At 64.6% G+C, this 21,284-nt stretch carries 18 protein-coding genes; 7 read left to right on the top strand and 11 right to left on the bottom strand.

Annotated features, from left to right (window positions below; all coding sequences use genetic code 11):
- Window positions 1-215 precede the first annotated feature (215 nt).
- Genes D6B98_RS08725 through D6B98_RS08715 form a run of 3 tightly spaced genes read right to left on the bottom strand, consistent with a single transcriptional unit; the run spans window position 216 to window position 4,191 of the window.
- Window positions 216-1,487 carry an NAD(P)/FAD-dependent oxidoreductase gene (locus tag D6B98_RS08725; RefSeq protein ID WP_126256586.1) on the bottom strand — a complete coding sequence of 424 codons (1,272 nt, stop codon included), beginning with the start codon at window positions 1,485-1,487 and terminating at the stop codon, window positions 216-218.
- 55 nt (window positions 1,488-1,542) lie between these two features.
- The gene (locus D6B98_RS08720; RefSeq protein WP_126256585.1) at window positions 1,543-3,729 is read right to left on the bottom strand and encodes a xanthine dehydrogenase family protein molybdopterin-binding subunit; all 2,187 of its coding nucleotides are present in this window, start codon (window positions 3,727-3,729) and stop codon (window positions 1,543-1,545) included.
- Window positions 3,730-3,741: 12 nt separating this feature from the next.
- On the bottom strand, window positions 3,742-4,191 hold the full coding sequence (locus D6B98_RS08715) for a (2Fe-2S)-binding protein (RefSeq protein ID WP_028135089.1): 450 nt from the start codon (window positions 4,189-4,191) through the stop codon (window positions 3,742-3,744).
- Window positions 4,192-4,498: 307 nt separating this feature from the next.
- Here D6B98_RS08715 and D6B98_RS08710 point away from each other — a divergent pair, with 307 nt between their 5' ends.
- The gene (locus D6B98_RS08710) at window positions 4,499-6,103 is read left to right on the top strand and encodes a B12-binding domain-containing radical SAM protein (RefSeq protein WP_126256584.1); all 1,605 of its coding nucleotides are present in this window, start codon (window positions 4,499-4,501) and stop codon (window positions 6,101-6,103) included.
- A 4-nt stretch (window positions 6,104-6,107) separates the two neighbouring features.
- On the opposite strand, the gene D6B98_RS08705 is transcribed toward D6B98_RS08710, so the two are convergent.
- A complete protein-coding gene (locus D6B98_RS08705) occupies window positions 6,108-7,496 on the bottom strand; it encodes an MFS transporter (RefSeq protein ID WP_126256583.1) in 1,389 nt (462 codons plus the stop codon).
- 443 nt (window positions 7,497-7,939) lie between these two features.
- Between D6B98_RS08705 and cax the strand changes: the two genes are divergently transcribed.
- The gene (gene cax / locus D6B98_RS08700; RefSeq protein ID WP_126256582.1) at window positions 7,940-9,043 is read left to right on the top strand and encodes a calcium/proton exchanger; all 1,104 of its coding nucleotides are present in this window, start codon (window positions 7,940-7,942) and stop codon (window positions 9,041-9,043) included.
- A gap of 50 nt (window positions 9,044-9,093) precedes the next feature.
- Here the strand turns inward: cax and D6B98_RS08695 are convergent, their stop codons facing one another.
- The 5 genes from D6B98_RS08695 to D6B98_RS08675 form a co-directional block, all read right to left on the bottom strand.
- Window positions 9,094-9,840, bottom strand: coding sequence for an SDR family NAD(P)-dependent oxidoreductase (locus D6B98_RS08695; protein WP_126256581.1), 747 nt, complete (start codon window positions 9,838-9,840; stop codon window positions 9,094-9,096).
- A 164-nt stretch (window positions 9,841-10,004) separates the two neighbouring features.
- A complete protein-coding gene (locus D6B98_RS08690) occupies window positions 10,005-10,916 on the bottom strand; it encodes an MBL fold metallo-hydrolase (RefSeq protein ID WP_126256580.1) in 912 nt (303 codons plus the stop codon).
- Between the two features lie 33 nt (window positions 10,917-10,949).
- Window positions 10,950-12,155 carry an NAD(P)/FAD-dependent oxidoreductase gene (locus D6B98_RS08685; RefSeq protein WP_126256579.1) on the bottom strand — a complete coding sequence of 402 codons (1,206 nt, stop codon included), beginning with the start codon at window positions 12,153-12,155 and terminating at the stop codon, window positions 10,950-10,952.
- Between the two features lie 38 nt (window positions 12,156-12,193).
- Window positions 12,194-13,183, bottom strand: coding sequence for an alpha/beta fold hydrolase (locus D6B98_RS08680; protein WP_126256578.1), 990 nt, complete (start codon window positions 13,181-13,183; stop codon window positions 12,194-12,196).
- 97 nt (window positions 13,184-13,280) lie between these two features.
- The gene (locus D6B98_RS08675; protein WP_126256577.1) at window positions 13,281-14,231 is read right to left on the bottom strand and encodes a helix-turn-helix transcriptional regulator; all 951 of its coding nucleotides are present in this window, start codon (window positions 14,229-14,231) and stop codon (window positions 13,281-13,283) included.
- Between the two features lie 492 nt (window positions 14,232-14,723).
- Here D6B98_RS08675 and D6B98_RS08670 point away from each other — a divergent pair, with 492 nt between their 5' ends.
- Complete coding sequence (locus tag D6B98_RS08670; RefSeq protein WP_126256576.1) at window positions 14,724-15,656, top strand: helix-turn-helix transcriptional regulator; 933 nt, start codon at window positions 14,724-14,726, stop codon at window positions 15,654-15,656.
- Between the two features lie 52 nt (window positions 15,657-15,708).
- On the opposite strand, the gene D6B98_RS08665 is transcribed toward D6B98_RS08670, so the two are convergent.
- Complete coding sequence (locus D6B98_RS08665) at window positions 15,709-15,984, bottom strand: hypothetical protein (RefSeq protein ID WP_126256575.1); 276 nt, start codon at window positions 15,982-15,984, stop codon at window positions 15,709-15,711.
- Window positions 15,985-16,350: 366 nt separating this feature from the next.
- Here D6B98_RS08665 and D6B98_RS08660 point away from each other — a divergent pair, with 366 nt between their 5' ends.
- The 4 genes from D6B98_RS08660 to D6B98_RS40795 all read left to right on the top strand — a co-directional run bounded on the left by D6B98_RS08660 (window position 16,351) and on the right by D6B98_RS40795 (window position 20,355).
- Complete coding sequence (locus D6B98_RS08660; protein ID WP_126256574.1) at window positions 16,351-17,979, top strand: coiled-coil domain-containing protein; 1,629 nt, start codon at window positions 16,351-16,353, stop codon at window positions 17,977-17,979.
- Window positions 17,980-18,043: 64 nt separating this feature from the next.
- Window positions 18,044-19,087 carry a TAXI family TRAP transporter solute-binding subunit gene (locus tag D6B98_RS08655; protein WP_126256764.1) on the top strand — a complete coding sequence of 348 codons (1,044 nt, stop codon included), beginning with the start codon at window positions 18,044-18,046 and terminating at the stop codon, window positions 19,085-19,087.
- Window positions 19,084-19,713, top strand: a complete 630-nt coding sequence (locus D6B98_RS08650; protein WP_235884995.1) for a type VI secretion system-associated protein TagO — start codon at window positions 19,084-19,086, stop codon at window positions 19,711-19,713. The genes D6B98_RS08655 and D6B98_RS08650 overlap by 4 nt, the downstream gene beginning before the upstream one ends.
- 24 nt (window positions 19,714-19,737) lie before the next feature.
- Window positions 19,738-20,355 carry a DsrE family protein gene (locus D6B98_RS40795; protein WP_164718475.1) on the top strand — a complete coding sequence of 206 codons (618 nt, stop codon included), beginning with the start codon at window positions 19,738-19,740 and terminating at the stop codon, window positions 20,353-20,355.
- Window positions 20,356-20,468: 113 nt separating this feature from the next.
- On the opposite strand, the gene D6B98_RS08640 is transcribed toward D6B98_RS40795, so the two are convergent.
- Window positions 20,469-21,212, bottom strand: a complete 744-nt coding sequence (locus tag D6B98_RS08640) for an SDR family NAD(P)-dependent oxidoreductase (protein WP_126256761.1) — start codon at window positions 21,210-21,212, stop codon at window positions 20,469-20,471.
- Between the last annotated feature and the right edge of the window lie 72 nt (window positions 21,213-21,284).

The raw sequence follows: 21,284 nt of genomic DNA, 5'->3' as shown, positions 1-21,284 counted from the left end.
ATTGCCGCAGTTGCAGATATCGGATGGGGTGCATGATGTCGTCGCGAACTCCACTTACCTCTCCCGCTTGCGGGAGAGGTCGGCGCGCAGCGGCGGGTGAGGGCTCTTTCCTCTTGGAGGCTCTCGATTGTGGAGACACCCTCTCCCCAGCCCTCCCCCGCAGGCGGGGGAGGGGGCGCACCTTGTTCGTGGCGATTGCTTCGTCTCGTCATATCCTAGCCAAAACAATCCGTCGTGATGGCCTGAAACCAGCGCTCGGCTTCAGTCGCCTCGCGCGCGCGCAATTCGCGCGGCGCTTCGACCGGACTGGTGGCGCCGCCCTCGACCTCGGCGAAGATGTCGCCTTTTGGCTGGTAATTGCCGGCAAGGGAGAAGCCGTAGCCGGGTGCGACAATGTTGTAGCAGATGCCGGTCAGCCGTGGCGGCTCCGGCGTGCGGCCCGCGAGCAAAGCGACGATGGCGGCGGCGCAGGCCTTGCCTTGTCCGCTTGCGGCCGATGCCGATTTGGGAATGCCGCCGCCAAGGCAGGCATCGCCGATGACGTGGATGTTCGGGGCGAGTTTCGACTCGAAGCTCACGGGATCGATCGGGCACCAGCCGGTCGCATCTGCAGCGCCCGCAATCTCGGCAACGCGCCCCGCACGTTGCGGCGGGATGACGTTGGCGACATCGGGCGTGTAGTTGCCGAACTCGGTGACGATGGTCCTGGTCGCCGGATCGACCGAGGTCACGCGGCCGCCTTGCGACAGCGCGATGCGCTCGATCATGTCGCCGTAGAGCTCCTTCCAAGCCTTCTCGAACAGCCGCTGCTGGGAGAAATTGTCCTTGGCATCGAGGATCAGAACCTTGGAGCGCGGCTTGTTCGTCTTCAGATAATGCGCGATCAGGCTGGCGCGCTCGTATGGCGCAGGCGGACAGCGCGAGGGATTGGCCGGGACTGCAATGGCGACCGTGCCGCCATCTTCCATCGCTTCCAGCTGCTTGCGCAGCAGCAGCGTCTGCGCGCCGGCCTTCCAGGCATGCGGCATCTTCTCCGATTCCGCCTCGTCGTAGCCGGGCAGGGCTTCGACATGGAAGTCGATGCCGGGCGACAGCACGAGACGATCATAGGCAAACGCGGTGCCATCGGCTGTGGTCACGCTACGCTTTTGCGTGTCGATGGTCGTCGCGGCCTGAGCGACGACGGCGATGCCCTCGGCAGCGAGCTTGCCATAGCCGAAATGTTGCCTCTCCATCTTGCGCAGTCCGGCGATCACCTCGTTGCTGAACGGGCAGGAGGCAAAGACCTTGTTCGGCTCGATCAGGGTGACCTGCAGGTCCGCGCCGGCGCGCTTGAGCGCACGCGCGCAGGCCGCGCCGCCGAAGCCGCCGCCGACCACGACGATGCGGCCTGCCGATTGCGCACGCAGGATCGAAGGTGTGGCGAGCGATGCGGCCGCAGCGGTGATGCCGAGGACGGCATTCCGCCGTGTCACCGGCACATTCATGGGACTTGTCCGGAACAGCGGGCGGCGGCGGCCGTCGTGGCCGCCGCCGTGTGTCTCAGGCGAAGGTGATGTTCTGGTCGCGCAGCGGCACCGCGCGGATGCGTTTGCCGGTCGCGGCGAAATACGCGTTGAGCACCGCCGGCGCCGCGACGCCGATGGTCGGCTCGCCGACACCGCCCCAGAACCCGCCACTCGGCACCATCACCGTCTCCACCTTCGGCATCTCGTTGATGCGCATCGAATTGTAGGTGTCGAAGTTGGTCTGCTCGATCTTGCCGTCCTTGACGGTGCAGCCGCCATAGAACAGCGCGGAGAGGCCATAGACGAAGGAGCCCGCGACCTGTCGCTCCACCTGCGCCGGATTGACGACGTAGCCGGGATCGGTGGAGGCGACGATGCGATGCACCTTGATCTTGCTGCCCTCGGTCACCGAAATCTCGGCGGCGCCGGCGACATAGCTGCCATAGCCCATCACTTGCGCGATGCCGCGATAGACGCCCTGCGGCGCCGGCTTGTCCCAGCCGATCTTCTCGGCGACCGCATTGAGCACCGCAAGGTGCTTGGGGTGATTGCCCATCAACTTGCGGCGGAATTCGAGCGGGTCCTGGCCTGCGGCCTGGGCCAGCTCGTCCATGAAGCATTCCATGTAGATCGCGTTGTGATTGACGTTGACGCCGCGCCAGAAGCCGGGCGGGACGTGCGGGTTGCGCATCGCGTGCTCGATCAACAGATTGGGCACCGAATAGCCGAACGCGGCCTCGCCGGATTGGGCGACGCCCTGGAAGGCGGCCGGATCCATGCCGTTCTGCAGCGCTTCGGGACGCAGCGAGAACAGGATCGATTGCCCGGACAGGCGATAGTGCAGCGCGACCAGATTGTTGTTGGCATCGAACGCGCCGGTCATCTTGCACTGGGTGATCGGGTGATACCTGCCGTGCGCCATATCCTCTTCGCGCGACCACAACAGCTTGACCGGCGTGCCCGGCATCTGCTTGGCGATCATCACGGCCTGACGGACATAATCGGTCTGGCCGCGCCGGCCGAAGCCGCCCCCGAGCATCACCTTGTGGACGTCGCACTTCTCCGCCGGCAGGCCGGAGGCCTCCAGCACCGCTGCGAACGCCGCTTCGCCGTTCTGCGTCCCGCACCAGACCTCGCATTTATCCGCGGTGTAGAGCGCGGTGGCGTTCATCGGCTCCATGGTGGCGTGGTTCTGGTAGGGATAGGAGTAAACGGCCTCGATCTTCTTGGCCGCGCTGGCAATCGCCCCCTTGGCATCGCCGTTCTTGTTGCCGACATAGGCCGGCTGCGCATCGTCGAGGCCCTCGGCCAGCCATTTCGCAATCGACTCGCTGGAGACCTTGGCGTTGTCACCCTCGTCCCAGACGATCGGCAGCGCCTCCAGCGCAGTCTTGGCGTGCCACCAGGTGTCGGCGACAACGGCGACCGCGGTGTCGCCGACCTTGACCACCTTCTTGACGCCTTTCATGCTGGCGATCTTGGCTTCGTCGAAGCTCTTCAGCTTGCCGCCGAACACCGGGCAGTCCTTGATCGCGGCGTTCAGCATGCCCGGCAGCTTGACGTCGGCGCCGTAGATCATGGCGCCGGTGGTCTTGTCGAGGGTGTCGAGCCGCTTCACGCCCTTGCCGATCAGCTTCCAGTCCTTGGGATCCTTCAGCTTGACATCGGCCGGCGGCGTCAGCTTCGCGGCGGCTTCGGCGACCTTGCCGTAGGTCGTGGTTCTGCCCGACGGCTTATGGGTGATGACGCTGTTTTCGGCCGTGCATTCGGAGGCCGGCACTTTCCATCCGTCGGCGGCGGCCTGGATCAGCATCACGCGCGCGGTGGCGCCGCCCTTGCGGACATAGTCCTGCGAGGAGCGGATGCCGCGGCTGCCGCCGGTCGAGAAATCGCCCCAGACGCGTTTGCGGGCGACGCTCGTGCCGGGTGTCGGGTATTCGGTCGTGACCTTGGTCCAGTCGCACTCGAGCTCCTCGGCGACGAGCTGGGCGAGGCCGGTCAGCGAACCCTGGCCCATTTCGGAGCGGGCGATGCGGATCACCACGGTGTCGTCCGGCCTGACCACGACCCAGGCGCCGATCTCGGGCGAGCCGTCGGCGGCGCGGACCACGGCGGGGCCGCCGAAGGGGATGTCGAGACCGATGGCGAGGCCGGCACCGACCGCGGCCGTGCCGATGACGAAGGCGCGGCGGTTGAGCCGCGGCGAGACATGCTTGTTCATGTGGGGATTTCCTTACGCGCTGGCGATCGTGTGGATCGCTTCGCGCACCTGCTGGAAGGTGCCGCAGCGGCAGATGTTGGTGATGGCCTCATCGATATCGGCGTCGGTCGGTTTCGGCTTCTCGTTCAGCAGTGCGGCCACCGCCATGATCATGCCGCTCTGGCAATAGCCGCATTGCGGCACGTCCTGGGCGATCCAGGCTTCCTGCACCTTGTGCAGCGTGTCGCCCGAGGCGAGCCCCTCGATCGTGGTGATCTTCTTGCCTTCGGCCTCGCTGACCGAGACCCCGCAGGAGCGGGTGGCAACGCCTTCGATGTGAACCGTGCAGGCGCCGCATTGTGCGATGCCGCAACCGTATTTGGTGCCGGTCAGGCCGGCATTCTCGCGGATCGCCCACAGCAGTGGCGTATCCGGCTCGACGTCGAGGGTGAAGGTTTTTCCGTTGATTGTTAGGTTAGCCATCGCAGTCCCCTGATTGGCCCAATCCACCGATTGAACTCAGGCGCGCAATGTGTCCGGCAAACTGGAACGGTTCAAATCAACAGTCCGAGGGGTGGCGGCCCGAGAATCTGGTCGCCGCGTGAAGAACAGGGATCAAGCCGGTTTTTGCCTTGCCCGGCTGCCGCAAGACCTCTCTTCAGGCGCCAGTTGCCGGGCCTGAGGCGACCTCCGCGGTTCCAGCGCATGGGGCCGAGCGACAGTTTGTCCGTTTTGCCGGGATGCAAGACGACCGCGCTTTGCTACACTGCGTCGACGCAAAAGGAGTTCCATCGACGTGCCAAGCCCCTGCAACGTGCTGCTGCTCTACCCGCTGTTCTCGGCAGAGTCCTTCTGGAGCTTTGGCGAATCCTGCAAAGTGATGGGCGTCAAGCGCCCTGCCGCCCCCTTGGGCCTGATCACCGTTGCCGCGATGTTGCCCGAGAGCTGGACGGTCCGACTGATCGACTGCAACACGGCGCCGCTCGGCGACGACGATCTCGCCTGGGCCGATGTCGTCTTCACCGGCGGCATGTTGCCGCAGCAGGCGGATACGTTGCGCCTGATCGACATGTGTCGCGCGGCGGGCAAGCCGGTTGTCGTCGGCGGTCCCGATCCGACTTCGAGCCCGCACATCTACGACAAGGCCGACTTCCGGGTGCTCGGCGAGGCCGAGAGCGTCATCGACGACTTCATCGCGGCCTGGGAGAGCGGGGCACGCTCCGGCGTCTTTACCGCGCCGAAGTTCCAGGCCGACGTCACCAAAACGCCGGTGCCGCGTTTCGACCTGCTCAAGTTCGAGGACTATCTCTATCTCGGAGTGCAATATTCCCGCGGCTGCCCGTTCACCTGCGAATTCTGCGACATTATCGAGCTCTACGGCCGCGTGCCGCGGACCAAGACGGTCGAGCAGATGTTCGTCGAGCTCGAGACGCTCTACAAGATGGGCTACCGCGGCCATCTCGACTTCGTCGACGACAATTTCATCGGCAACAAGAAGTCGCTGCGGCAATTCCTGCCAAGGCTCGCCGAATGGCAGCGCACGCACGGCTATCCCTTCGAATTCTCCACGGAAGCCTCGGTCAACCTCGCCGACGATGCGGAGCTCCTGGAGCTGATGGGTGCGGCCAATTTCTTCGGCATCTTCGTCGGCATCGAAAGTCCGGACCCGGCGACGCTGGTCGCGATGCGGAAGAAACAGAACACGCGGCGCAACATCGCCGAGAGCATCCACAAGATCTACGCCGCCGGCATGCTCGTCACCGCGGGCTTCATCGTCGGCTTCGACAACGAGAAGGTCTCGATGGCGGAGGCGATGATCGAATTCATCGAGGAGGCCGCGATTCCCGTCGCCATGGTCGGCCTGCTCTATGCGTTGCCGAACACGCAGCTCACGCGCCGCCTCGAGCGCGAAGGCCGGCTGCATCCGGGCCACGATGTGGCGCCGACCATCGGTGCCGATCAATGCACAGCCGGCATCAACTTCGATCCGGTCCGGCCGCTGCGCGACATTCTGACGGACTACAAGCGGGTGCTGGAGCACACCTATAGCCCCGCAGCCTATGCAGGGCGCGTCGACCGCCTGATGACGCTGCTCGACCGATCCAGGCAGCGTCCCGAGCTCGCCGAAGGAGATATCCGCGCCAGGCTCGGGGCGATGGAGACGGTGCACAAGGTGGTCACCGCCCTTCCCGAGGCACGGGGGCCGCTCTGGCAGACCTTCATGAATTGCGCCAAGCGTGACACCTCGTCCGCACGTATCGCCGTGCAGATGATCGCGGCCTATGCCCATCTCGGACCGTTCTCGCGCAAGGTGATCGCTGCTATCGATGAGCGTCTGGCCGCGCTGGACGATGAGACCGTCATTCCGGCGAATGTCGGCGTGACGGCGGCCTGACGGCTTACTTCACCGCCAGCCGCAGGAAGCTCATGACGCTGCCGAGGGCGGCAAAGCCGGCACCGAGCGCCAGTGCCAGCGTTGCGCCCTCGTGGCCGGCGAGCGCAAAGCAGGCGGCGGCAAGCGCGGCGCCGGTCGTCTGTCCCGTCAGGCGTGCGGTGGCGACGATGCCCGAGGCGCTGCCGCTGCGATGTGGCGGTGCGCTCGACATCACCGCCTTCATGTTCGGCGCCTGGAAGAAGCCGAATCCCATCCCACAGATCACCATCCGCCAGATGATGTCGGCAATGGCGGGGTTGGCGGGAAGCGTCGCGAGCAGCGCCATGCCGAGGCCGAGCAGCACGAGGCCGATGCCGCCGAGCAGGCCGACGGCATAGCGGTCGGAGAGGCGTCCGGCGATCGGCGCCATGATGCCGACCACCAGCGGCCATGGCGTCATGAAGAACCCGGTCTCGACCTGCGAGCGGCCGAGCACGTCCTCGAAATAGAACGGCAGCGAGACGAAGGCGAGGCCCTGGACTGCGAAGGAGCACACGGCCGTCGCCGCCGACAGCGCGAACATCGGCCGGGCGAACAGGTCGATCGGCAGCATCGGCGCCGGGTGATCGGCATGCCGGCGCGTCAGGATCAAGCCGAGCGCGAGCGCCGCGACCAGCTCGATGCCCACGAGTACCGGCGACAGATTGTGCGCGGCGCTGCCGATGCCGGTGATGAACAGGCCGAGGCAAGCCGACGCCAGGATCGCGCCGAGGAAATCAAAGCCGTGATCGGCGCGCGGCGTCTTCGGCAGCATCGCAAAGCCGATGCCGATCGCGACGAGGCCGAAGGGGATATTGACGGCGAACAGCCAGGGCCACGGGCCGAACGCCAGGATGGCCGACGCAATCGACGGCCCGAAGGTGAACGCCGTCGCGACCACCAGCGCGTTGTGGCCGAAGCCGCGACCGAGCATCCGTCCGGGATAGACGAAGCGCACCAGCGCCGTGTTGACGCTCATGATACCGCTGGCGCCCAGACCTTGCAGCGTCCGCGCGACCAGGAGGCTGTCCAGCGACCACGCCACCGCGCAGAACAACGAGGCGATGGTGAACAGGATCAAGCCGCCGAGATAGATGCGCTGGTGCCCGACGATCTCGCCGAGCGCTCCGAGCGGCAGCAGCGTTGCCACCAGCGCGATCTGGTAGACGTTGACGACCCAGACCGACTGCTCCGGGCTGACGTGCAGATCGGCGGCAATGGCGGGCAGGGCGATGTTGGCGATCGCGGTGTCGAGCGAGGCCATCGCCAGCGCGGTGAAGATCGCGGCGATCGCCCAGCGCCGCCGCGCGGTCGGCAGGCCGTCGGAAGCGGGGTGATCGGGCTCGCGCGCGGCAGCGGGTAACGTGATTGTCATTGCGTTCGCGCGTCGCTCCGGTGGGCTAAGCGCCGTGTACTACGGCTTGGCGGCCGGCCACAGGCTCATGCGTGCATGCTGTGTATGCGCCGATGCCGGATGCGCCGTGGAAAGGGAAGGGCGACCGAGCCGGGTCGCCCGCACCAGGTCCTTTCACGTCGCTCGAACAAAAAGTCGAAAAACAACCCCATGCACAGTAGAAGGCCCTTTGATCGACAAGGCATTTCCGGCCGTGTCGCAAACGGGCGGTCGCAGCCGCGATGAAGTTGACCCGTCGGGCAAAACACTGGCAGAATTCCAACGTGCCAGCGATCGAACCGAGAGCAGGCCGCGTGCGCGTCCTGCACGCGCCATCTCCACCAGGCCGACGTTGAGGCAGATCAACACTCGGCTTGTGCGGCCGCCCAACCTTTCCATCAGCGCATCGATGGAAGGGCGGCCACATGCAGACCCTGCTCAGGGAAATCCGGAAAACTCCTTTGCTCTGGACGCTGGCCTTCGTGCCCATCGTGCTGGTGGCCGAGGCGGTGGCGCCGCATTCCCACACGCTGCTGTTCGTGCTCGCGGTGCTGGCCATCGTTCCGCTGGCGGCGCTGCTCAGCCACGCCACCGAGGCGGTGGCCGCGAAGACCGGCGATGCCGTGGGCGGATTGCTCAACGCAACGCTCGGCAATCTGACCGAGCTGATCATTGCCATCACGGCACTGCGCGCCGGCCAGTACATGCTGGTGAAGGCCTCGATCGCGGGCGCGATCGTCACCAACGCCGTGTTCATGCTGGGTGCGTGCTTGCTGCTGGGCGGCCTGCGCTATCATGTGCAGGAGTACAACCGGGCCAGTGCGCGGCTTTCGTCCGGCCTGTTGCTGATGGCGACCGTCGCCCTGCTTGCGCCTTCGGCGGTCGCCGATCTCGAACATCTGCCGCAGGGTGGAGGCATCCTGAACAAGCTCAGCCTCGGCATTTCGGTCCTGCTCATCCTCGCTTACGGGCTCGGCCTGTTGTTCTCGCTGCGAACGCACAAGGAATTGTTCGCAAGCGCCGGTCACGGCGACGACGACAAGGAGGCGCACTGGCCGATCGGAACAGCCGTCGGCACGCTGCTGGTCGTCACCGTGCTGGTGGCACTGGTCAGCGAGATCTTCGTCGAATCGGTGCAGAAGGCGGCGGAAACGTTCGGGATGAGCCCGGCCTTCGTCGGCTTCATCGTCGTCTCGCTGGTCGGTGCCGCCGCCGAATTTGCGGTGGCCTTCGCCGCGGCACGCAAGGACCGGCTCGACATGGCCGTCAGCATCGCGCTCGGCAGCGCCTCGCAGATCGCGCTGTTCGTGGCACCCGCGCTGGTGCTGCTCAGCTATGTCGTGGGGCCGAAGCCGATGGACCTGCAGTTCTGGCCGGGCGCCGTCACCATGATGATGATCGCGACGGTGACGTCGGCCTTCATCACCGCCAGCGGGCGCTCGGCCTGGTTCGTCGGCGCGCTGATGATCTTCATCTATGCGGTGTTCGCGCTGACGCTGTACGTGGTTCCGCCGGCGGGCCAGGGGTGAGGTTCGGTGCCCTTCGATCTTGCGCCGGCAGCGCCAGTGGCCGCGCGGGATCATGCCAATCCCAGGCCGCCATCGATGGCGATCACCTGACCGGTTACCCACGCCGAGGCGGGCCCGGCGAGTTGGACGATCCATTCAGCGATATCGTCCGGCGCGCCGCGGCGACCGAGCGGTATGCTGACGCGCTCCTGTTCCTCGACCGCGACGGCCTGCTCCGCCGACAATCCCATCATGCCCGTCAGCGCGCCCGTCTCTGTTGGGCCCGGTGCAACGGCGTTCACCCTGATCCCGAACGGGGCCAGCTCCAGGGCCCAGCATCGCGTCAAATGCTCCACGGCGGCTTTGCTGGCTGCGTAGTGAGATAGGCCCGCGGCCGCTTTGTGCCCGAAGGTGCTAGAGACGTTGACGATCGTGCCGCGCGCGGCCTTGAGATGAGGAAGCGCCGCGGACGCGAGCAGACTGGGGCCGAGCACATTGACGGCGGAGATATCTGTGATGCGATCGACAGTGACATCGGCGAGTGACAAGATTGCGCCGGCGCCGGCATTGTTGACCAGCGCATCGAGGCGGCCCCACTTGTCGAGTGCCTTTGCAACGGTTCGCTTGGCATCTTCGGGGGACGCCGCATCCGCCGTCATTCCCGCGATACTCGGGTGTTGCAGCATTGTCTCCTCGATCAGGCTCGCCCGGCGGCCGGTGATGAGCACCCGGTAGCCCTGCTTTGCGAAGCGCAGCGCCGCTGCCCGTCCGATACCCGATGTGCCGCCCGTGACGACAACGACTTTTTGATCTTGCATGTTCTGGTCTCTCGCGCGGTGGACCGCATCGATTGGTTGGATTGAAGACGAGTTTGCAGGCCACGGCGGTCGATTTCTCGGTGTCCCGGCCGCCGTGAGGGCTTTCATCCGGAGCGGGAGCTCAGTCATCCGTGAGGGCTCCAGTTCGGCCTGTTCGATAGCGGTCAGTAGTCCCAGAAGACCGGTACCCAGCGGAAGGCATCGCCGGCGGCCGCGACATGACCGACCGATGGGAACGGCATGTGCGTGGCCACCAGCAGCTCGCCGCTCTGCGCGATCTCCCGCAACAGCCGGATGCGAACGCGCGCCGCCTCCTCAGGGTCGTGCTCGAAACCGTTGTGCCATTCGGGTTGGTCGAACCCGACCGCAAACACGGCATCGCCGGCAAAGGTCAGCGCCTCGCCGCCGGACGCCACGCGGACCACGCTGTGTCCTGGCGTGTGACCGCCGGTGCGGCGTACGACGACACCGGGTGCAACCTCGTGCTGCTCCTCGAACGGCCGGATCTGGCTGCCATACATCTTCACGAACTGCTTGGCGGCGGCCCGAAGCGCATCGGGAAATCCCTGCGGCATGTTGGTATGGGTGAAATCGGGCGACTCCCAGAACTTGACCTCGGCAGCGGCCACGTGGATCCGCAGGTCCTTGCGCAGCCGCTCCTTCACGCCGTCGACCAGCAAGCCACCGACGTGATCCATGTGCATGTGGGTCAACACGAGATCGGTCACGGACGAGAGGTCGATTCCGGCGGCCTCCAGGCGCTTGATCAACTGTCCGGCGCGCGGCAGATGCAGATCGGGATCGGACCCAAGTCCGGCGTCGATGAGAATGGTCTTGTCGCCACTTCGCACCATCACCGCATTCAGTGCCCAGTCGAACGCATCCTGAGGCAGGAACATCTCGCTCAACCAGTTGGCCCGCACGGCCGGGTCTGCGTTGTGCGCCAGCATGGTGGTCGGGAGCGGCAGCACGCCGTCGCTGACCACCAGCACCTCGATGTCGCCGATGCGCACCGCGTAGCGCGACGGCACGAGCTCTTCGGGTTTCGCGGCAATGGAAGCGTTGTGCAGATTCATGTTGGTCTCCTTTTCAAAGTTGGGGGGTAGTTGCTATAGCGCTGTGACGCGCTCGGGATCGGCGGAGGCGAGCGCTGCGGCACGCTCGGCCTTGGGTGGATAGATCCAGACCGTGTTGATCTCCTGCTTGGTCTTCTTGGCGACGTCGCCGACCATCTCGACCGTGCGCTCCCAGCCGCGGGTGAACAGCGCGCCGGCTTCGCCGAGGTCAAGGCAGGTGACGTAGGCTTTCTGGTGATAGGGTCTGGTCGGAACGCCCAGCAGCTCGGCAGCGGCGTTGTTGCCGGCGAAGGCGCCCATCCGGGTCGCGTGCTGACATGACATCAGCGCGTAATTGCCGACATCGTCACACGCAGCCCGCGCGGCATCGCCAGTAGCGAAGACGCCGCTTGCCGATGGCACGCGTAGCTCGCGGTCGACGAGCAACCGGCCAAACTGGTCGCGTTCGGCAGGGATCTGCGCCGTCAACGGCGCTGCGCGCATGCCGGCGGCCCAGATCACCGTCTCGCACTCGATCTGCTCGCCGTTGGAAAGCGTGACGCCGGACTTGTCGAGCGAGGCCACGCCGACGCCGAGCCTGGTCTCAATGCCGAGCTTGCGCAGCGCCTCCTCGATGATGGGACGTGAGCCTGCGCCCATGTCCGGGGCGATCGTCTCATTGCGGTCGACGATGACGACGCGCAGCTGGGCGTCCTTGCCGAGAATCTTGCGCAAGCGTGACGGCAGCTCGGTCGCCGCTTCGATGCCGGTGAACCCGCCGCCTGCGACGACGACGGTATTGCGCGCCTTAGAGGCAGGGCGGTTCAACAGTCCATGCAGGTGACGATCGAGCGCGATCGCATCATCGAGTTGGTCGACGCTGAAGCCGTGCTCCGCAAGGCCGGGAACGTTCGGGCGAAACAGCCGGCTACCGGTGGCGACCACCAACCGGTCGTAGGATAGCATCTTCCGCGTGCCCTCCGCGGCAGCGACCTCGACGATTCTGGACTTGGTATCGATCGTCTCGGCATGGCCCCTGATATAGACGACGTCGATCGCCTCGAGAACGTCCTGCAGCGGTGCCGTCAGGGTCTCGGGGTTCGGTTCGTAGAGCCGCGGCCGAACTACCAGCGTCGGCTCGGGCGCGACAAGCGCGATCTCGAGCTCGTCGGGCGGAGCGCCCTGGATGTCGCGCAGGCGGGCGGCTGAAAGGGCGGCATACATGCCGGCGAAGCCGGCGCCAATGATGACGATGCGCATGTTGACTGGTCCTTGAATTGATTGCGATGAAGACGAGGCTACGCCGTCACGAACCTGAGCAAGTCGCCGTTGACGATGTCGGGGTGGGTCGTGCAGACCCCGTGCGGCAGCAGGTCGTAGATTTTCAGGGTGCTGTGCTTCAGAAGCCGGGCCGACAGCGGTGCGGAGTCTGCGACGGGGACGATCTGGTCGTCGCTGCCATGCAGGACGAGCGTCGGGACAGCGATGCTCTTTAGGTCTTCGCTGAAGGCGGTCTCGGAGAAGGCCTTGATGCCGTCGTAGTGGGCCTTGGCGCTGCCCATCATGCCTTGGCGCCACCAGTTCCAGATTGTCGCCTGCGAAGGCTCGGCGCCCGGACGATTGTATCCGTAGAAGGGGCCGCTCGCGAATTCAAAATAGAACTGCGGCCTATTTGCAGCGAGCCGCCCGCGCAAGCCGTCGAAGACCTTAAGAGGCAATCCGCCGGGATTGGACTCGGTCTTGAGCATCAGGGGTGGCACAGCGCCGATGAGTACCAGCTTGGCCACGCGATCCCGGCCGTGACGTGCGACGTAGCGCGCTGCCTCGCCGCCGCCTGTCGAGTGGCCGATGTGGATGGCGTTGCGAAGATCGAGTTGCTGCACGAGGGCAGCGACGTCGGCCGCATAGTGGTCCATATCGTGCCCGTCGTTGACTTGGCTCGAGCGGCCGTGGCCGCGGCGGTCATGGGCGATCACGCGAAAGCCCTTGCCGAGGAAGAACAGCATCTGAGCATCCCAGTCATCGGAGCTGAGCGGCCAACCGTGATGGAAGACGATCGGCTGTGCGGACTTCGGTCCCCAGTCCTTGTAGAAGATCCTTACGCCGTCGCTGGTGGTGACAGAGCTCGTGCCGTCGTTCCTGCCGGTCAAGAGGGACGCGGTCTCCACGTCGCTGCCTACTGCCGAGGTGGAGCGGACGGTCAACGACGCCGCGTACAAGAGAGTTGTTGCGAGAATGTTTCGCCGCGAGGTGCTCGCGAGCCGACTGACAGAGCTGATCAAGGTCATTTGCCATTTCCGTTTCAGGTGTGGGGCACCATGATTCCTAGCGAAACGCATGCGCCGATGCCCCAGCGCGATTGACGCGATTGCAGCGCGATTGCTGCTAACGTGCGCGCCGCCGCCAATCGCTCGGCGATTCCCCGGTGAGCTTTCGAAACGCGGCGGCAAAGGCAGTCTGCGAGGAGTAACCGAGCGTGGCCGCAATCGAGACGACGGGCGCGTCGGTGTCGCGCAACATATTCATGGCTTGCTCGAGCCGGTGCTGGCGCAGCCAGGCATGGGGAGACAGTCCGGTGCTGTCCTTGAATGCACGGCAGAAATGAAAGCGCGACAAGCCGGCATCGGCCGCAAGAGCTGCGAGTGAGACGTCGGCATCACTGTCCGAGCGCAACCGCTCGATTGCGCGGAGCAGTGTCTTCGGCGACAACCCGCCCCTGGTCGGCAAGATCGCGCTCGGCGAACCGGTGTGCGCAGCCAGAAGACGCGTCGTTAGCAAATCCATGAGTTGTTGCCTGAAGAGCGTATCCAGCGCTTCGTGCCCTTCCAGCACATCCGCGGCACTCAGCAACAGTCGGGAAGTCACGGGATCGGGATGCGCGGTGCGCTCCAGGAGTTCGGCCGGCGATCCGGTTGCGGCTTCGTCCGCCACGCGCTTCAGCGTTGTCTGCGGCAGGTAGAGCTGAACGACGTCGACGGGCTTCGGGATGTCCCATCGGGAGGTCGATCCCTCCGGAATGATGATGACGACGCCGGGACGAAACGTCCCGATCGCGATCGACCGTCCGGACCGCCGCTCCATGCGCTGTACCGTGCCGTTATAAGCCATGATGACGTGGTGACTCATGGGCTCGACGACGTCGTGCAATGGGTCGTGCTTCCAGTGAGCAATCCCGGCGCCGGAGGCGTCCAACGCCATGCGAAAGGGAGCCGTCCTGAGCACGCGAGCCATCTCCACACCCGCAGCGGACCGGTCGCCTCCGAGGGCAACGTCGCGCTGCCCCCGAGGCGCGGCGGGGATTTCATTCGCGGATTCGCGCAAGACAACTTTGCTCATGGACTCTCGCTCGTGTGCGCGCGTCGCTGACGCGCGACCTCTTGATCATGGTCTTTGCCGCAGCAAAGCGGGCCGAACGGCCGATGCCGTGATCTTCGCTCGCCGGATGGATTGGGGTCCAAAGCGATCCGTCGAGTTTCGATGCAGTAGATTTGCGGGTTCTAGGCGGGGCGGAAATCTGTGTCTTTCCTATTGCTGCCGTGCCTTGCCTGATCCTGCTCTGCGGCAACAGGAGCGCGCGGCCCCCCGTGCGTTTGTGAAAAATCGTGATGTCCGCGCCTCTGTCGTCGGGCATCTAAGGCATCAGGCACGAACCGCATCGCTTTGAAGCAATTAACAAATTCTGGCGTGGCTCGGTCGAGGCGAAGGACCGAGCCGCCCCCGGTGCGACGTCGCCGGTCGTGGACAGCAATGGGTGGATAGCCGATATATCGCTCTGGAAATGGCAGCTTGCTGCGGCCTGCTCCCTCGACGTGACGGAAAAGACATAGGATGACCAGGACAGGCGCTTACGGTGAACGGGTTGCAGAATTCCTTCGCCTCGAGGAAGCCCCTCCCACTCTGACGACAGGGTCGCTGCGCAGCACCAAGATTGCGGTCACTGAAGCGCGCAACGACAATCCCGTGCCGGGCCTTTCCGGTTCGTTTGCCGCGGAAGATGCCTATCTCGTCAGTCTGAAGCTGCGCGACTATCCGGAGTGCGAGATCTGGGAGCAGGGGCGTCACATCAAGAAGGCGGATGTCCACGCCGGCACGACGTATCTCTATGATCTCAGGGTCGACCCGCGCTACTTGATCAACAAGCCATTCCACTCTCTGCACTTCTACGTGCCGCGTTCCGCGCTCGATGGTCTCGCTGATCAGTCGGGGGCGCGGCGCATCGATACGCTCGACTGCAGTCCTGTTGGGCACGATGATGCCATCGTCCGTCATATCGGTGCCTCCTTGCGCGAGGGACTGCGGCGGCCGGACGAGGCAAACCAGCTCTTCGTCGACCACACAATGCTGGCCCTCACCGCCCACGTCGCTCAGGCCTATGGGGGCTTTCGGCACAAGATCGAGGGCAGCCGCGGCGCGCTTGCGCCATGGCAGCTCGCGCGCGCCTGCGACAAACTCGAAGCGGATCTCAGCGGGAAGCTGCCATTGGAGGCGATCGCTGCGGAGTTAGGCCTCTCCGCCAGCCATTTCTCACGTGCGTTTCGCGCGGCCACCGGCCTGCCGCCTCATCGCTGGCTTCTGCATCATCGCGTGAGGACCGCAAAGCGTCTGATGAGCGAGCCCGGCCCATCATTGTCCGAGGTTGCGATCTCGGCCGGCTTTGCCAACCAGAGCCACTTCACGCGGGTCTTCTCGGCAATTGCCGGCGTCAGCCCGGGTGCATGGCGGCATGATGTGCTGGGAGCAGCAGCAAGCCGCGAGCGGTAATCTGCCCTTGTCTGAGACTGACACTGCAGGTCGTGCGAACATGTTCACGACCTTATAGCAGAAGGGTCGTGAGTGCGTAGATGACCACGGCGGCGCCGAGGCAGCGCCGCCAAGGGTTCACGCCGCGGACGATCTCGTCGACGCCCCAGATGATGAGGCCGCCTTTCAACACGATCGTCAAACCGATGCTGGCTTTGCCTGCGGAAGGCCAGATCCAAAGCAGAACGCCCGCAACGATCACGATCCACAAAAGGAGATTGGGCCACTGCGCGACGGTGATGGCACCGGTCTCGCGGTTCCGGAAGAACCATTGAGGGGCACTCGGCATGGCGTCCCGCGGCGGGCCAGGGATGAAGGGCTGTCGCCCGTCGGCATGAGGCTTCCAATTTCACCCGGGATGGCGGCCTGCGGCAAGCCGCGGGCGGCGGAGCCGTAGGCTGGATAATGACATTGCTCCATGACGCGCCGTCAAACCTGGCCTCGGCGGCCGACGAATCCCTCCCGGCACTGATTATTTAATTGACTTGTCATGCAGTTAAATTATATAGAGTTTTATATATTTAATAAATTTAAATAATGGCGGCGTGCCGCCTCAACGTTACGTCGATCTACCGTGTTCTGATCGAGCACTGAGCCAGGCGAACAGGCCGAGCCATCCGCTCCATTGGAGTTGCCGTCGAGGGAGGCGTGAGGCATGCGCCGACTAATTGATACAGCACCGAGGAGCGGAGAAGACATCTGGGTAGAGGATGCGACCGGGACTGCTGAGCTCGGCCACTGGTCACCTGGGGCGGATCAATGGGTCTGGCGGGACGGCTCTGCAATCAATCCTGCGCCCACCCATTGGCATCCCGCAACGGAGGATGTCGATCCGGAAGACGAAAAATCGGGCGGCTGGCTCGTGGCGGCTGCAGTTCTGGTCCCCTTCATCTGCCTCGGAGCTTCACTGCTCGGCGTGTTCACACCATTCACCGCGCAATCGGACATGACGCGCATCGGCGGCGAGAGCGGCATTAGCCTTGATCAGCGGCTGGAGATCACGACCGGTTCGCTGGCGCTCCTTCAGCGCGAAGCGACCGAAGCCCTGATGCAGGCGGAGCCGGCAAGCGTGGTGCAACCAAGCCCGCGGCTGGACGAGGAGGCGCCGCGCATCGAAGCGCCGGCCAACGAGCTGGCCGAGGCGCGCAGGGAGCTCGACGAGGCAGTCCAGCGCACGCACACGGCGGAAATCGCCGCGGACGAGCTGCGGAAATCGCTTCAACAGGAGCAAGCCCACAACGCCGAGCTCGCGAACGAACTTGCCGGAGCGCGCCGCGAGATCGACGCCGGTAACGCGCGATCCCGCAACGCGGACGATGCGGCCGCGCAGCAGAGAGATGCGGCGGCGCGGGAAATCGAGGAACTGCAGCTGACCCTGCAGCAGGAACGGCAAAGAAGTGGCTTCCTCGTGAAGCAGGCGAACGCCGCGCAGGCGGCAGCGGCGAGCGCTCAGCAAGAGCGCCACGAGGCGCAGTCGCGTGCCGCCGCGCTCGCGAGCGAGCTTGCCGGAATACCCCGCGCATCGCTCATGGCGGAAGCTGCGGCTACGGAACAAGAGGCAGAGGTTGCGGAGCTGCGGCAGTCTTTGCAGGACGAGCGGCAGAAGAACGCCGACCTCGTGGCCCAGGCCAAAGCCGCGCAAGCGGTAATGGCCAATGCCGAACCACAACGCCGCGCTCTCGAAGACGCTCAGGCGCATGCGGCCGCGCTGACGAGGGAACTTGCCGAAACGCGCCGTGAAATCGAAACCCGGAACGTGCAATTGCGCCAGGCGAATGATGCGGCCTCGCAGCAGAGACAGGTAGCGAACCGGGAGATTGCCGAACTGCGGCAGTCGCTGCACCAGGAGCGGAGCGGGACCGAAGCCAGGCAAAAAGACCGTGCATCGGCATCGGCTCCCATCGATGCCCGCCTCGAGGTGGCGAAAAAAGATGAAGGCCCGATCGTGCCGGCGACGCGGAGCGTGGAAGCGGCCCTCGGGGAGCCTCTGACAGCCGCAAACCAAAGCCAAAACGAGGCGGAGGCCCGATTGATCCCGCGCGCCAGGGCGTTGCTCGATCAGGGAAATATCGGCGCAGCGCGGATCGTACTCGAGCTCGCGGCTGAGAAGGACATTGCGCAGGCAAGCTTCATGCTCGCGGAGACATACGATCCGGCAGTTCTGTCCGCCTGGGGCACCTATGGAACGCGCGGCGAAGCGGCCAAGGCGCGAGAGCTCTACGCGAAGGCACACCGGGGCGGTATTCGCGAAGCGAAGGAACGGCTGGATGCGCTGCAGCGGTGAGAGTGCACTTGTTGCAGCCCTGCGGGACCAGAGATTGCGGTGGCGAATTCGGAAGGGAAACGACATGAACAGAGCGCCAAAGTCACTCTCGTTGCTCCTGCTCACCTGGTTGGTGCCGGTCGCGATGATGCTTCAGACGTCCTGCTTGGAAGCGCAAACGGCCAGAAATACCAAGGCCGATGCTCAGCCCGTCCGAAGGTCGCTGCCCCAGGAGAATGAAAAGGACCGGATGAACGCCTGGACGGTCGGGCTCGCCGGCGGTCTGCTCGAGGGCGCACCGATCCGCCTCGCCGCAGAAATGGCGCGTGTCGTGGACGACGGAGCAGACCTGCATCTCCTGCCGATCGTCACGCGGGGAGCCACCGATAATCTGAATGCGCTGCTGTATCTGCGTGGCGTCGACACCGCCATCATCAATTCCGATGCGCTCGAAGAGTACAAGGTCCAGGCACCGCAGATCCGAAGCCGCATCACGTATCTGCTCAATCTCTTCCCATCCGAGCTGCATGTCTTTGTGCGGCCTGAAATCACAAGCCTGCAGGATCTCGCCGGCAAGAAGGTGAACTTCAACACCCTGGGCACCGCAGCCGCCTATTCAGGGCCACTGATCTTCAGCCGTCTGGGCATCGATATCGACAAGACGTTCATTCCGCATCAGGTGGCCCTCGAACAGATGCGCAAAGGCGAGATGTCTGCCGTCGTGTTCATTACCTCGAAACCCGTCGACGCCTTCGTAAAGGGCCGTTGGGAGGCTGGATTCAAGTTCCTGCCGGTCAACTACGACAGCAAGTTCGAGGACTATTATCTGCCCGCGACTCTGGATGCCAGCGAGTATCCCAATCTGATCAGGCAAGGCGAGCGGATCTCGACCATCGCGGTGCCGACAGCGCTCGTTGCGTTCAACTGGCCACAACATTCGAATCGCTACAAGCGCGTGGCGCGCCTTGTCGAGTATCTGTTCTCGCGAGTCGACCGGCTGCAGGCGCCAGGCTTCGATCCGAAATGGCGGTCGATCAATCTCGCGGCGACCGTGCCAGGACTCACCCGCTTCCAGGCCGCGCAGGATTGGCTGGATCGCAAGGCGCGCAGTGCACAGGCGCGGCCATGAAGCGTGCGGCTGCTCCGCTCGCCGTCGCTTTCAATGTGGCTTGCGGAATCGCATACGCGCAAAACACGAGTGATCCCATAGCAATACTTCGGTCTTGTTCGGCGATGGAGGGGCAAGCTCGGCTGGAATGTCTGCAAGATCTGTCACGCAAGATTCCACCGCCCGGGCGGCGGGCCTCAGACGATAGCTGGCTGATCAGCGAGACCACTTCGCCAGTCGACTATTCACCAATCGTCACCGCCACGACCTCTTCCGTCGGCGGCTCGGATGGTGCCGCGATGCTACTCGCAATCCACTGCCGCAAAGGCCGTACGGAAGTCGTAGTCGCAGGACCGACGGTGGCACGCAGTGCCAGTGAATATGTCGTGTCCCTTCAGCTCAACGCGGAGCAGCCAATGCAACTCACGGCGGCCTTGCCGCTGTTCGGTTCCGGCGTCGCTTTCGGCGGCGACGTCGTGCAGTTGCTGAAGTCGCTACCCGACGACGGGCACATCATCGTGCGTCTCACCATCCGCACCGGCGCGGTGCAAGAGGGAAAATTCTCGCTCAGCGGATTCAAGAACGTGCGCGAAAGAGTGGGGACGGCATGCAAATGGCCGCATGCCGTTGCCAGACCAGGACGGTGACCATCAGGTAACGGGAGAAACGAGATGATCAATCCAAAGTTGGCGACGGCAATCATCAGCGCCTTGGCGATGCTGCTTCTGGCCGGACCAAACGCGCGGGCGCAGCAGGACAACCCGTGGGCCCCGCAGACGAGCGCGAAGAGCAAAGCGAGCAATCCGAAGCAGTCAAGCACACATAAACAAGCGGGCAAGCCGGGGCAGAATCACACAGGCAAGCGGAACCCTGCGAACGAGGGAGCGCTGGCTCAGATGATCAAACCGGAGGTCGCCCGCAAGCCCCATCGGTTGATCTTGCAGGTCAACTCCAACGAACCTGCGATGATGAACCTCGCCCTCAACAATGCGACCAACGTCGCGCAATATTACCGCGATGTTGGTGAGCCGGTGTCGATCGAGGTCGTCACCTTTGGTCCCGGGCTTCACATGCTGCGTGAAGACACTTCGCCGGTAAAGCCGCGCATCGAGGTTCTCGCGATGAGCCATCCCGAAATCTCCTTCAAGGCTTGCGGCAACACGCAGGAAAACATGCATAAGGCGGAGAACAAGGACATAAGCCTGATTCCGCAGGCCTCGGTCGTCAAATCCGGTGTCGTCCGCGTCATGGAGCTGCAGGAACAGGGCTGGAGTTACGTCAAACCGTGAGATCAGTCGGCAAATCGGGCACGGCAGGTCTCCGCGAGCCGCGCCAGGGGCACTCGCTGCCCGTCCTTGCGGGCTTCCAAGGCATGCGAAGATTGCCTCGCGGTTCGCAGCCCCTAGAACTGATACCGCCGCAAGCCCCCGTCCACCGGGATCACCGTCCCCGTGATGTACCGCGCCACGGGTGAGGCCAGGAAGACCGCGAGCGCCGCCAGATCCTCCGGCTCGCCCCAATAGCCGACGGGGATTTCCTCTTCGGCAAAGCGCTCGCGATAGTCGGGTGCGTAATTGCGGCGGATCTGCTCGCTCATGATGCGGCCGGGCGGGATGCAATTGATGGTGATGCCGTGCTCGCCGATCTCGCGCGACAGGCCCTTGGCCCAGGCGTGCACCGCGGCCTTGGCGGCGAACGCGGCGTTGAGGCCTTCCGGCTCGGACTTGCCGGTGATGTTGACGATGCGGCCCCATTTGCGTTCGATCATCTGCGGCAGCAGCGCATGCGCGATGCGGCGGTAGCTGGTGAAGTTCAGCGCGATCGCCTCGTCCCATTTGCTGTCGGGCGCGTCGACCGGCAGCGGGCGGCTGCCGCCGGCATTGTTGACGAGGATGTCGACATGGCCAAGCTCCTTCAACGCGAAGGCCGCGATCCGCTCCGCCGCGTCCTTGGCCATGACGTCCTGCTCGAACGGCGTGATCAGCCCGCCGCCGACTTCCTTCACGAGCTCTGCGAGCAAGTCGCCGCGCCGCGCCACGCCGACGACGCGCACGCCCTCGGCCGCAAGGCCCTTGGCAATGGCGCGTCCGATGCCGATGCTCGCGCCGGTGACAACAGCGGCTTTCGATTTGAGCCCGAGGTCCATGGTCACACGCTCTCTTGGTTGTCTTCTTGCTTGTTGCTGATCGTTTCCTGTCCCGTCCCGCCTTGCGAATTG

The sequence above is a fragment of the Bradyrhizobium sp. LVM 105 genome, assembly GCF_003957705.1.
Taxonomy (GTDB): domain Bacteria; phylum Pseudomonadota; class Alphaproteobacteria; order Rhizobiales; family Xanthobacteraceae; genus Bradyrhizobium; species Bradyrhizobium frederickii.
This window is presented reverse-complemented; position numbering and strand designations above follow the sequence as displayed.